At 36.9% G+C, this 12447-nt stretch carries 12 protein-coding genes; 3 read left to right on the top strand and 9 right to left on the bottom strand.

All coding sequences use genetic code 11. The annotated features are described in order from the left end of the window. Positions 1 to 26 precede the first annotated feature (26 nt). Both LC454_RS10270 and LC454_RS10275 read right to left on the bottom strand, forming a co-directional pair. Entirely contained in the window at positions 27 to 884 is an 858-nt protein-coding gene (locus tag LC454_RS10270) for an alpha-1,2-fucosyltransferase (protein ID WP_223582060.1), read from the bottom strand. Positions 885 to 888: 4 nt separating this feature from the next. Beyond that, positions 889 to 1893 carry a glycosyltransferase family 2 protein gene (locus tag LC454_RS10275; protein WP_223582061.1) on the bottom strand — a complete coding sequence of 335 codons (1005 nt, stop codon included), beginning with the start codon at positions 1891 to 1893 and terminating at the stop codon, positions 889 to 891. 122 nt (positions 1894 to 2015) lie between these two features. Here LC454_RS10275 and LC454_RS10280 point away from each other — a divergent pair, with 122 nt between their 5' ends. The 3 genes from LC454_RS10280 to LC454_RS10290 all read left to right on the top strand — a co-directional run bounded on the left by LC454_RS10280 (position 2016) and on the right by LC454_RS10290 (position 4383). Further along, positions 2016 to 2828, top strand: coding sequence for a glycosyltransferase family 2 protein (locus LC454_RS10280; protein ID WP_223582063.1), 813 nt, complete (start codon positions 2016 to 2018; stop codon positions 2826 to 2828). A 77-nt stretch (positions 2829 to 2905) separates the two neighbouring features. After that, positions 2906 to 3718, top strand: coding sequence for a glycosyltransferase family 2 protein (locus tag LC454_RS10285; RefSeq protein WP_223582065.1), 813 nt, complete (start codon positions 2906 to 2908; stop codon positions 3716 to 3718). 2 nt (positions 3719 to 3720) lie between these two features. Continuing rightward, the gene (locus LC454_RS10290; protein WP_223582067.1) at positions 3721 to 4383 is read left to right on the top strand and encodes a glycosyltransferase family 32 protein; all 663 of its coding nucleotides are present in this window, start codon (positions 3721 to 3723) and stop codon (positions 4381 to 4383) included. Here the strand turns inward: LC454_RS10290 and LC454_RS10295 are convergent, their stop codons facing one another. The 7 genes from LC454_RS10295 to LC454_RS10325 form a co-directional block, all read right to left on the bottom strand. Continuing rightward, positions 4384 to 5496: a glycosyltransferase family 4 protein gene (locus LC454_RS10295; protein WP_223582069.1), complete on the bottom strand. Its 1113-nt coding sequence runs from the start codon at positions 5494 to 5496 to the stop codon at positions 4384 to 4386. Further along, complete coding sequence (locus LC454_RS10300; RefSeq protein ID WP_223582070.1) at positions 5493 to 6299, bottom strand: glycosyltransferase family 2 protein; 807 nt, start codon at positions 6297 to 6299, stop codon at positions 5493 to 5495. Before LC454_RS10300 ends, LC454_RS10295 begins: the two co-directional genes overlap by 4 nt. A gap of 11 nt (positions 6300 to 6310) precedes the next feature. Further along, positions 6311 to 7537 (bottom strand): glycosyltransferase, encoded by a 1227-nt coding sequence (locus tag LC454_RS10305; RefSeq protein WP_223582072.1) that lies wholly within the window; start codon positions 7535 to 7537, stop codon positions 6311 to 6313. Between the two features lie 83 nt (positions 7538 to 7620). Next, a complete protein-coding gene (locus tag LC454_RS10310; RefSeq protein WP_223582074.1) occupies positions 7621 to 8634 on the bottom strand; it encodes a glycosyltransferase family 9 protein in 1014 nt (337 codons plus the stop codon). 4 nt (positions 8635 to 8638) lie between these two features. Continuing rightward, complete coding sequence (locus LC454_RS10315; RefSeq protein ID WP_120260081.1) at positions 8639 to 9244, bottom strand: DUF4254 domain-containing protein; 606 nt, start codon at positions 9242 to 9244, stop codon at positions 8639 to 8641. A 110-nt stretch (positions 9245 to 9354) separates the two neighbouring features. Continuing rightward, positions 9355 to 10836 (bottom strand): NADH-quinone oxidoreductase subunit N, encoded by a 1482-nt coding sequence (locus LC454_RS10320; RefSeq protein ID WP_223582076.1) that lies wholly within the window; start codon positions 10834 to 10836, stop codon positions 9355 to 9357. A 6-nt stretch (positions 10837 to 10842) separates the two neighbouring features. Continuing rightward, positions 10843 to 12444, bottom strand: a complete 1602-nt coding sequence (locus tag LC454_RS10325; RefSeq protein WP_223582078.1) for a NuoM family protein — start codon at positions 12442 to 12444, stop codon at positions 10843 to 10845. Between the last annotated feature and the right edge of the window lie 3 nt (positions 12445 to 12447).

The raw sequence follows: 12447 nt of genomic DNA on the forward strand, positions 1-12447 counted from the left end.
ATTGAAGAACTAGCTGGAATCTATTATTAAAACTTGATGAAGGTTGGTAGAATAAGTCCTGAAGTGTCTAATGTGTTGTCGTTAATCCATTTTTGAGGAGATACTACGACCTTGTTTGGATTTCCATTTAACCAAGCGCCCCACCAACTGAAACTACTATTCGCAATGATATGATGATTACATTGCGACATCAACTGTAGGTCTCTAAAACTATTGACACCGATATTATGCTCAACAAAAATGGCATTCAGATCTTGAAACTGAGACCTGCACCAGGGAATATCATTAGAGAATATGATAAATACTGGCGATTCTTGCGTTTCAAGTATATATTGTATACTCTTTTGATAGTATTCTTCATTACAGATATCTTTAAATAGCGGTTCCTGAAGGTAATCTCCTCTTCGTACATGTAATGATATTGCGTTTTGTTCCTGTATTAAATGTTGTAAACGAATGTTTTCCTTGTCTTTAAATGATGGGAATATAAGATTCCTACGAAGGGAGGGAGCTACTTGATTGATGTACTCGATATGTTGCCAATATCCCCAATAATAACGGCTTTTATTGTCTTCAAAAATCTGCCTTGAATAGGAAAAAGGATCAGTTTCTTCGAGATAGATATGCTTGGTGTTAAATAGTCTTCTCAATTTTCTCCATATCCATTTTTCGTTGTTCCTAGTGTAGATATTTTTTTCAAAAGAGTTTAACTGTGGAAGCTGAATATTAAACACGGTTTCTAATTCGAAACCATTATGTAATTTATAATCTTCGAAATCAACTAAATCAGCTTTTGCATGTTTGAATTTTTGCTCTAATGCTAAAAAGAAGGCATATTGAAATAGCTGATTACCAAGACCTCCCAAAAATTTGACTATTTTCATTTTTTTATTTAAAAAGATTTTTGATTGTATTCTTCAATGCTCTTCGCAGTTGTTTAGCTGTAATATATTTCCATTCAAAAAAAGGTTTGGTGAAAAATAAGCTGAGCGTATTTCTCCCCCCATTTCTCATAATCACATCATACCACCGTTCAAATATAAATTTTTGAACATCGAGAGATCGTTGGCGATCAGTGGGAGTAATACGATTAAAAAGCTGGATATAGAAGTCTCGGTAGTCCTTGGTTTTGATGTTAGGCCAATCGAAAGGAGAAGTCAACATTTTCTGATACTTAGTATCTGTAGGAAAACCTAATAATTCTAAAGTATTACCTTTAATAGGCATTAACTGATTTTCTAATTCCGCAGCGTATTTCTTTGAAATCCCTTGTAGATGTTCTCTATACAAGAGTAGTGCCCGATCTAAATTCAAAACAGGATATTTGGTTGAAATTCGAAAAAATAGGTCGTAATCCTCTGCAAGTGGAACTCTGTATCCATTGAATTCCCTGAATACGTCAGTTCGCATCATTACTGATGAATGAGCAAAACTATTTCCAAACAATAAGCGATATTTTAGCAATTCTGGGTTAGTTTCGACTTTGATCAGATGTCCAGTAAGATCACCATTTGCGTCAATAACTTTAGCATGAGAGCCTATGAGGGCCAATTCAGGATTTTCGTAGAATTTGTTGAGGAGGGTTTCCAAACGATCTGTTGTAGCCATATCATCGCTGTCCATAATCGCTATAAATTCTCCGTTAGCTTCTAGTAATGCACGATTTCTGGTGTATACAACACCATTATTACTTTCATTTTGTAAAATCCTAATACGATTATCTTTATAGATCTTGATTTTTTCCAACGTACCATCCGTTGAACCATCATCAATAATCAAAAGTTCAAAGTCGGTATAAGATTGATCCAGAACACTCTGAATCGCTTGGGAAATATAACGCTCGGAATTATAGGCTGCCATGAGCACGGTGACTGTTGGTATTTTTGTATTCATCGACAGTGAAATAATCAAGTTCTTGTTTAAAAGTTTTATATTTACAGAATAAATAAGTATAGATATTTATCAAAAATATTGATGTGTGATTCTGTATTACCATAAAAGTAAAAAAAAAATCAATGAGTCATTTAGTAAGTATTATAATACCCTGTTATAATAATGCGGATACAATTCAAGAAGCTTTAGATTCAGTTTATAATCAGACCTATAAGGAATTTGAAGTTATTGTTGTCAATGATGGCTCTCAAGATCAGTCGGCGGAAAAAATAAGAGAATATCAAGAAAGCTATGCAGAATTAATTTTTTTAAATCAAGACAATAGAGGTCCCTCAGCTGCGAGGAATTATGGAGCTTCTATTGCGAAAGGTCATTATATTATCTTTTTGGATGGCGATGATAGACTTCATGAGGAATATATCTCCACTTGTATAGATCACTTTGAAAGCGATGCAACATTAGATTTAGTATATTCAGTTACTGAATTGTTCGAGAATGAAAGCGGCGTGTTTTTCTTGGCAGAGTACGATCCAAAAACAATATTAATTCAGAATTGTTTTCCTATAACTGCGATGATTCGTCGTAAAGATTTCTTCGCCAATGGTCAATTTGATGAGAAACTTCGCATTGCTGAAGATTGGGAAATGTGGATTAGACATACACGAGAGTTTCCTAATGTAAAGAAAATAGACAGGAAATTATTTTTTTATCGCAAAAGAGTGACCAAAGACTCTATTTCCGACCTAAATAAAGTAAACAATACGATTGACGATGCCCATCTGTATATCTATAACAAACATTATCAATTATACAGAGAAGCTGGGTGGCATATCATTGATCTATTGTCCTCTAGAAGGGAGTATCTAAAGTATAAAAAAAAATATTACGATCAGTGGTTTAAAAAGGTATTTAGATGGGTGAAAGGCGTGAAGTAATTATTGTGCTTTAGGAGGATCTAATATCGTTATAAATTATTTGTAGTTGTATATTTGTATAAAAAAATAAGGCAATATTGAAAGTATCTTTACTGATAACGACCTATAATCGGCCGGACGCGTTAGAAATGGTCTTGAATTCTATAGAATATCAGGTTTGGAAACCAGATCAGGTAGTTGTGGCTGATGATGGATCAGATGATAGAACCGTGTCGGTTATTAAGAAATTCCAGCGAAAATGGCAAATTCCGTTGTTACATTCCTGGCATGAAGATCATGGATTTAGATTGGCGGAAAGTAGAAATAAAGGTCTTGCATTGATTAATACCGAGTATGTGATCATGATTGATGGTGATATGATTTTGGACGAATATTTTGTAAAAGATCATGTTGTCAATGCAACAGAAGGCTTCTTTCTTCAAGGGGGAAGATGTTTGTTGACAGCTGATTTTACACAAAAAATACTTAGAAGTCCCCAAATCTATCCAAATTTCAGTTATATGAAAAGAGGAGTTGAAAGCCGATTTGAGAAACGTATAACAGCATTTCGAGCTCCTTGGCTGACAAAGTTGTTGCGTAAGGAAATCATATATAGCCATAAGGCGATTAGAGGATGTAATATGTCTTTCTTTTTGCGAGATATCATGGCGGTAAATGGGTTTAATAATGATATGGTAGGTTGGGGAAGAGAAGATAGTGAGTTTGTTGAACGTCTGTTCAATAGTGGGATAAAAAGATATAATATCAAATTTTCAGCACTTGGATACCATCTTTATCATGTAGAATCCTCGCGGGAATCGCTCCCCGAAAATGATCGCATTCTCAGGAATGCTATGGATAATAAACTACAGTACTGTTCAAATGGCCTCAATAAATTCTTAAAACAATAAATATGTCGATTCCTAAGGTAATTTATCAAACGTTTAAAACGAAGAAGGTACCTCTTTTAACACGCTTTTATATTTGGATGTATCTGCAGAAAAATAAGGACTGGAAGAGGGTGTTTTATGACGATGAGCAAATTGATACCTTTTTTAAGACTAACTTCGATAATCGTACCTATAACGCATATACTCGCTTGCAAATTGGCGCGGCTAAAGCTGATTTTTTTCGCTATGCGGTGCTCTATATTCATGGTGGTGTTTATTTGGATATGGATAGCGATATTTTAGTGTCATTGGATAAACATATTCGACAGGATGATATGGCATTTATTGCTAGAGAGAAGAATCATCCGGATCTTTTTGCACAATGGGGATTGATTTACGCAAAAGGCCACCCTTTTCTAAAGCGAACAATTGCTTATATTATCGAAAATATCGAAGGAAATAAATATCCAAATGATGTGCACAAAATGACTGGACCTACTGTATACACAAAGGCCATTGAAGATGAGATAAATGAAAATCCTGAGGTGGGGTATCGTTTAGCGGATTTCGATTACAAAGGAATTCTTCAATTTAAATATAAGTTGGGTAAAATACTACTTTATAAAGACAGGGCAAATCACTGGAAAAAACTGCAGCAACGTATTACAGTATTGAAACCAGAATAGCTAGAGCAAATTTTTGTAGCATTGGATAAGCTGATTCGCTATATGGTCTTCATCAAATCGTCTTACATATTCTAGCCCTTTACTGATCATTTCTTTACGAGTTGAATCAGATGAAAGTATTGATTCAATCGTAAATTGTATATCGCCAATATCTTCTGGATTAATATAACAAGATGATGGTCCACCAGCTTCTGGGAAGACTCCCGAGTTGGAGGTAATTACTGGTAAACCAGAATATAATGCTTCAATTATAGGGATACCAAATCCTTCAAATTTTGAAGGATAGATGAATAAATCGGCCATGGTATAGATGGTCGCTAATTCGTCCATACTAAGTCCTTCCATAAATAGAACCCGATTTGTCATACCTTTTTTTTCAATGAACTCTATTATTTCTCTCGCATAATTGGTTTTCCGTCCAATTATTATTAACGAAATATCCAATTGCTCAATTGCTTTAACAATTTGAAACGCGTTCTTTCGAGGTTCAATCGTTCCTACATTTAATATGAAGTTATCGGGAAGATTGTATTTCGCTCGTATTGTATCTTGCTGTTCTTTCGTTTTTTGCGTTTTAAATGCCGGATGACATGTTTGATATATAACCTCAACTTTATCTTCAGATATTTGATAGGTATTCAATAGGTCAGATTTAGTCTGTTGGCTGATGGCAATAATCTTATCCGAATGAAAAACAGCATGTTTCGCTTTTTGATTATATATATATCGGTCAATAGGCTTATATAGCTCTGGAAATCGAATAAAGATCAGATCATGAATTGTCGTAACTGATTTAATACTAGTTTTATGGAGATTAATTGGGATTTCACCAGAAAGACCATGATAAATATCGATCTTATCGTGCAATAGATCTTTGATTATTGTACTATTTCTCCATAAACTAGGAAGAGTTTTATTTATAAAACCATGGGGTAGCCTAGTATTTTTTTGCAAATTTTCGGAATCGAAATTGGCACCTTCTATTTTTGTGGTATACTTTATATAGTTGTTTTCGGGATAATAGGTCTCCAATATCCGTATAAGATCACGACTATAGTTACCTAGGCCCGTTTTGTTTAGAAAATATCGTTTAGCATCGTATGCTATATTCATTTATTTAAGTATTTATCAAGACCGTTTTTTATTCTGAAATCCTCTGATGCAACAGTATTTTCTAAAATAGTCTGATTGATGCTCTTTCTTTCCATGGAAGATACCTTATGCCATAAATGATAGGTTACTCCACTAAATTTCATAAAGAGTTTTTTTTCACCAATTTTCAATAATCGTACAACCAACTCGGAATCTTCATGTCCCCACTCGTACATATCCTCGTTAAAACCATTCACTTTGATCAATGAACTCATCCAAAATGCCATATTGCATCCTTTTGAATAAAACCTATGCTTTCCTTTGGTTTTGTATCTTGAAGCAAAGATAGGTGTTAGAAAGGGAATTCTTGCAGCATTCATTTTATAAGGAGAGTTTTTTCGAAGTAAATTGTAGTCAATAGGCCTTTTACTTTTCAAAAACTCTATTGTGAACTCTTTGGTAAGCGATGCTCTACTTCCCGTAATGACGTGATGTGGTTTACTAATTTTTATATGATCTGCAATAAACTGAGGAGACATTATGATATCTCCATCAATTTGGATAATATATTCACTCTTACATAATGCTAATGCTTTATTCAATATTTTTGTCTTTTGAAAACCATTGTCTTCTTGCCACGCATGTTTTATTGGAATATTAGTTTTAAGGCGGAATGCATCAATAACCTCTTTGGTACTGTCACCCGAACCATCATCTGCAATTAGAATCTCATCTGGTTTCCGTATTTGTAACAATACACTTTCAAGCACACGTTGTAAGGCTTCTGGCCAGTTATAAGTTGAAATTAGTAAAGCTATAGTCATTCAGGTAGTCATTAGATTGTATCAATTATAAGCGTTAATTTGTTGATAATTAACGGCCAAGAATAGTTCTGTTCGACATAAGACATAGACATTGATTTCATCGATGAGCTATCTCCTTGTAATATCTGGTAGAGTTTTTGCTGAAAATCGGATTCAGAAGAATAGTATTGAGCAGCATAATTACTTCTAATACAATGCTCCTTCATTACCTCAGATTTTCCATTTACTAAGATAGGTCTACCCAAAACCATCGTTTCTAACAATAATAAAGATAAACTTTCATATTGAGAAGGGTTTATAACAGCTTTTGCATTTTCAATCAAGGCTGTTTTCTCTTCTTCTGTAACGAAGTCTGTATAAATGATATCAGGGTGATCTACTATATCCATAAAAATACGGCCAGTTAGTACTAGCTTTAGATCCGAAGGATATTTTTCTTTGTAACGCAAAAACCAGGGGATTAACGTTCTGACCTTTGTATTGCAAACTCGACCAAAGTATAATAAGTAATCGTCTGGAAGATTGAATTTACTGTAAAGTTCTTCTTTATTTAGTGGGGGAGCTACTTCAACACCTACGGCGACAATACTATTATTAGCGATGCCGCTTCCAAAGATATTAATTGCCAGTTTTCTTTCCTCGACAGTATTGAATGCAATATGTTTTACTTTACTGAATAGTTGAGTCAATATTGGACGAAATGCTTCTCTTTCCTCATGTAATGTCGGAATAAGAATGGATTTTTCCGGGGCAACAAGAGTCCCAAAAAATGTATTAGGTTGAGAATAGGTAATTCCGATAATCGCTTTATAATCTTGATTATGGTTTTTAATGTAGGATAACATGGAAGGGGAATACGAACCATGCGATTTGAAATAATTCATATCCGCATTTGCCATTCCTTTCCAAGAAGGAAAGATTGCTGATACAAATTTTAAACTCTTTAAACGGAATAAATTTCTTCTGATCTTTTGAAATCGGAGTGCTTTTTTCCATAGACGATCTCTTTTTTGACTATCAAAATCAATAGAATCAAAACGTAGAATACGTACGCCATTTAAATAATCTATATCATTCGTGTAGAAAGGAGTAAAAGTATTGTAGTCAATAAATTTGGTCGTCAATATATCAACTTCATATTTCCCAACAAGTCTTTCTGCCAGCATACGACAATGTTTTTCTGCACCTCCATCTACTTCATCTCCATATCGAAGTATAATAAAACAAATTTTATCCATCTTAAACCTTTAAAGAATAATCATATTTTTCCATGTTCATCATTGGTACAACGGTAGTGGTACAGCAAAGTGCTACATCCCCTTTATATTTTTTCGATCACCATTTCCGGTGTAATTAAATCAATCGCCTCTGTACCATCGCAATCACAAGGTTTGTTGCCGTACACAGCACTTGGGCGGTTGGGATGTTCGACTTGGATACAGTCATCATATTGCTGCCCATAACCCGTAAATCCCGCGTATGGGTGAGTTGCGCCCCATAGTGATAGACATCGTATTCCCATCAAAGAAGCCATGTGTAACCCGGAGGAATCCATGCTGATCATCAGATCCAGATTTGATATGATATCCAGTTCTTCTCTCAACGTAAATTTTCCAATGGTATTATAGGTGTTTGGAAAACTTTCAGTCCAGTTTTGCGCGATTTGAAACTCTTCCTTACCTCCTCCAAAGAGCAATACATCATATCCATGATGTGTCAGATGGTCTATGATCTGTCCCATCTTTACGAGTGAAAGAATTTTATATTGGTGTTGCGCAAAAGCCGCGATACCAATTTTTTTTCGTTCGAAATTGCCAAACATGCTAAATGCTGCTTTGGGGACATCCTGCAAATTAGAAGCCAATTTGTGACTTAGTTCAAAGTGAAAACCTAAAGCACGGAATACATCTGCATAGCGCTCTACAGTTAGCTTCAATTGATGCTTAACCTTATTTTCTTTGCGCGTCAAGGCTTGCTTTTCTGCGCGACCTTTGTCCAGTTGTTTGACCTTTATTCCTGAAAGAGAAAATAATACATCTAATACACGCGAACGTAAATTAAAATGTAGGTCAGCTACAGCTTCTGCACGGTATTGAGCCAGCTCATTTTTTAATCTGATTAATCCCAAAAGGCCTTTATGGGTTGTCTTGGGTTCAATTGCATGAAATTTGATATTCTTTATGCCATCAAAGAATGGTGCAAAGAAATGGCGGCTCACCATGATAATCTCTATCGTAGGGTGTTGTTGACAAAATTCGTTCAATACAGAAGCCACCATGGCGACATCGCCCATGGCCGAAAACCGGGTTACTATGATTCGCTGCGGCAAAGACATGTCTTTATTTTCCGGATGTATAAAGTACAGGGTTCAGTTCAGGATCGTTATACATTTTCATCTGTTTATAGACCTTCATGTATTTTTCACCTGATTCAATCGCTGTCAACAATTCGTCGATACTTTGTGAAAGATCTGTACGTTGTTCCAGCAAGATGTTCAATTTTTGCTGACAAGCAGAAATATGTGCTTCAGAAGCATCTGAGCGAAGTGTCTCCTGCTCCATATGATAAATCTTTAGCGCCAGAATGGATAGTCTGTCAATGGCCCACGCTGGACTTTCAGTGTTGATTTTCGCTGAAGGCAGTGTTTCGATAGTTTGGTATTTCTGTAAAAAATAGCTGTCGATATATTCTACTGTATCTGTGCGGTATTGATTGGACTCATCGATGCGTCGCTTCCAGTATAAACCGTCCTTGGGATCAATGGCAGGATTACGTACAACATCTTCCATGTGCCATTGAACAGTATCAATCCAGCACTTTAGGTACAGTAGATGTTCTAGGGATTGTTTGTCATACGGATTCTGGATTGGATGATCAATCTGATCGTATACGTGGTAATCCTGGATAGCACGTTGAAAAATGGGATTTGCTATTGCACTAATCATGTTACAAATATAAAATATATTATGGAGTTATCCTTAACTTCAGGTGTAGTATAAAAACAGTAAAATGAATGGGAAAAACCAACTATTGAGAAAAGAATTAAAATGTTTTTTTAAAATAAAGACAATAATATGTCTGGGAATAATCCAAGCAAGATCACTGCAATCGTACAAAATAGACCAATGCCGAGGAGCAAAGGATTAGACTTGACCGAATAGTGGTCTACATTGTCTCTTAGGAAGGCATTCAACGGAATCTTAAAGTAATAGAAAAGTGAAATTACAGATGTCAGTGCCCCTACGATTAATAAAGCAAGTAAACCAAAGGATTGGAAGTTTTGATACTGCTCGAATACTTTTGAAAATATGAGTAGCTTCCCGACAAATCCTGCGGTAGGTGGCAAGCCTATCAATGCGATTAAGACGATCGAAAATGAGGTGAATAATATAGGAGACTGTTTGCCCAATCCTTTATAAGAGTCTATTGAAGTGCTACCTAGACTGACCTCCAAGTTGTTGATAAAAATAAAAACAGCGATATTCATCAATGCATAAATTGATAAATAGAACAGCAAAACGTTTGACTCATTGTTTTGATAGACCAGTACTGCCATCAACAATATGCCCGTGTGGCCAATAGAAGAATAGGCCATCATACGCTTGGCATCCTGTTGACGCAGGGCCGCCAGATTACCGATCAACATGGTCGCAATGGCTATAATGATGATAACATAAGCCAAGAAATCACTGAAATAAAAGGATACTGCAAGCCAGGCAGCAAGCAACTTGGATAGTAGGACGACAACGGCAATTTTAGGTACGGTCGCTAGGTACGTGGTAATCACGGTTGGTGCCCCTTGATAAACGTCAGGACTCCAAACATGAAACGGGAAAAAACTCAGTTTAAAACCAATACCGGTCAATAAAAACAGGAGGGCAATACTGATCATTAGCTTAGGGGCTTCCATCAGACCTGCAATATGACTTGGCGTATCAAAATTTAAGTTTCCCGTGAAACCGTAAAGCAGCGATAGGCCATAGAGCATTACGGCAGCACATATAGATCCGAAGAGGACATATTTCATCGCTGCTTCGGATTGTACTTTAGTGGACGAAAAATAACCGACCATAATGTAAGAGCTGATCGATACTGTTTCTACTGCGATGAAGATCATCAGCCAGTTGCTCGACATGGTCAAGAGGTTTAATCCCAAAGTTGCTGTCAATACAACCGCATACAAATCGCCCAAAGGACGATCGTGCTGATGACGTTGTTGAATAAAGATTACAATCAATAGGGTCGACAGCAGGATAATCACGCGTGCCGATGTTGCGAATGTATCAATGTGGATCATGTCAAAGAATCCGACCATTTCCACATGGCTTAACCCTTGTCCCAATAGGTAACAACCACTCAACAATAATCCAGCTATTGTAAAAGTAAAAGATGCTTTGTCCCAGTATTTATCAACGAAAAGACTCGCGATAATAGTGCCTATAAAAGTAATGATCAGCGTTAATTCCGGTTTGAAATAAGGAATACTAACGATAATTTGATCAATAAATGAACTGATATATGGACTGAATGCGAGCATGCTGAATTAAATAAATTGTTGGATAAAGCTGACGAGATTCAATACACTTGCATTTAGATTGCTAAATACCAAGGATGGCATAATACCCAGTAAAAGCGCAAGAGCCAAGGTAGGAAATAGAATCAGTTGTTCACGGCTGTTGACATCGGTCAATTCATTGGCCCAAGATTCGCCACCTTTGAGTCTGATCTCTCCAAAAAACATCCGTTGAAGTGTCCATAGCAAATAGGCTGCACTCAAGAGGATACCAATTGAACCTGCTAAGGCCATCCAGCGAGGGAGCCCTGTGCCGACACTCGCCGCATTGAACGAACCGATGATAACAAATGCTTCACCGATAAATGCGGAGAACCCAGGGAGTCCCAATGAAGCAAAGAAAGCAACAGCAACATAGCCGGTATACTTGGGCATGAGCTGGGCTAAACCTCTGAAGCTATAGATGTTTCGATCATGCACACGGTCATAAACCACGCCAACAAGAAAGAAAAGTGCCGCTGATAGAAAACCATGGGAAATCATCTGGAACATCGCACCAGAAACTCCTTCGGCGGTCAATGAGGCTATGCCAAGCAATACAAAACCCATATGAGAGACCGATGAATAGGCTATCATCCGTTTTAAATCTTTTTGAGTCAGGGCGTTTAACGCCCCATAGATAATGGAGATGACGCCGATCAGTCCAAGCCACCAATTGGATAGTGCCGCCATGTCCGGGAAGATACTATAGCAGATACGGATAATACCATAGCCACCGATTTTCAACAGGATACCTGCTAAAATAATGGATACTGGTGTTGGAGCCTCTACGTGTGCGTCAGGTAGCCAGGTGTGTAATGGTACTATCGGTACTTTGATCGCAAAAGCAAAAAAGAGCACCACAAAACCAATCAATCTGGCCGAAATACCCAATATTTCTTGATAACCATCCCACGCGAAGATTGAGTCTCCTAAATAATTCTGGGGATTCATCATGTAGATCATATTGAAGGTATGTGCCCCAGTTACGGGGTTGATAACTGAAAAATATAAGCCTACAATGATCAATAGCATAAATACCGAACCAAAGAGTGTATAGAGAAAGAATTTTATGGCGGCATATTCACGGCGTGCCCCGCCCCAGATACCAATCAGGAAATAGAGTGGGAGGAGCATGACCTCATAAAATAAATAAAACAGGAAGAAATCCAACGCACAGAAAATACCCATCACAGCCATGTTGAGTACCATAAGTAAGGCGAAATATCCTTTGGGGCTTTTCTGTATATTCCAAGAAGCACCGATCGCCATCAGCATGACAAAAGCGCTCAATAGTAATAATGGCATGGAAATACCATCTATTCCGATGAGATAATCTATCTCTAATTTTCCAATAGAGCCCAGATCCAGACGAATCCAGGGAATCTGTTCAACAAATTGGTATCCTGCAAGGTCCTGGACGCCTGTTTGGCTCGCGTCAAATTTTACATAACAAATACCGGCAAGTACAAATTGCACTGCGGTAAATGCTAAAGCAATATATTTGTAACTCGATTTATATCGTGTTGGTAGGGCGAGGATAAACGCCGTCGCCAGAAGCGGTAAAAATATCAGTAAGGATAAAATAGGCATTTC

It is taken from the genome of Sphingobacterium sp. GVS05A (assembly GCF_019969845.1).
Classification (GTDB): domain Bacteria; phylum Bacteroidota; class Bacteroidia; order Sphingobacteriales; family Sphingobacteriaceae; genus Sphingobacterium.

Coding starts and splice junctions, on each gene's coding strand:
- LC454_RS10275 (WP_223582061.1), bottom strand. CDS start 1,893: ATGAATACAAAAATACCAACAGTCACCGTGCTCATGGCAGCCTATAAT.
- LC454_RS10290 (WP_223582067.1), top strand. CDS start 3,721: ATGTCGATTCCTAAGGTAATTTATCAAACGTTTAAAACGAAGAAGGTA.
- LC454_RS10270 (WP_223582060.1), bottom strand. CDS start 884: ATGAAAATAGTCAAATTTTTGGGAGGTCTTGGTAATCAGCTATTTCAA.
- LC454_RS10280 (WP_223582063.1), top strand. CDS start 2,016: ATGAGTCATTTAGTAAGTATTATAATACCCTGTTATAATAATGCGGAT.
- LC454_RS10300 (WP_223582070.1), bottom strand. CDS start 6,299: ATGACTATAGCTTTACTAATTTCAACTTATAACTGGCCAGAAGCCTTA.
- LC454_RS10315 (WP_120260081.1), bottom strand. CDS start 9,244: ATGATTAGTGCAATAGCAAATCCCATTTTTCAACGTGCTATCCAGGAT.
- LC454_RS10295 (WP_223582069.1), bottom strand. CDS start 5,496: ATGAATATAGCATACGATGCTAAACGATATTTTCTAAACAAAACGGGC.
- LC454_RS10325 (WP_223582078.1), bottom strand. CDS start 12,444: ATGCCTATTTTATCCTTACTGATATTTTTACCGCTTCTGGCGACGGCG.
- LC454_RS10320 (WP_223582076.1), bottom strand. CDS start 10,836: ATGCTCGCATTCAGTCCATATATCAGTTCATTTATTGATCAAATTATC.
- LC454_RS10310 (WP_223582074.1), bottom strand. CDS start 8,634: ATGTCTTTGCCGCAGCGAATCATAGTAACCCGGTTTTCGGCCATGGGC.
- LC454_RS10305 (WP_223582072.1), bottom strand. CDS start 7,537: ATGGATAAAATTTGTTTTATTATACTTCGATATGGAGATGAAGTAGAT.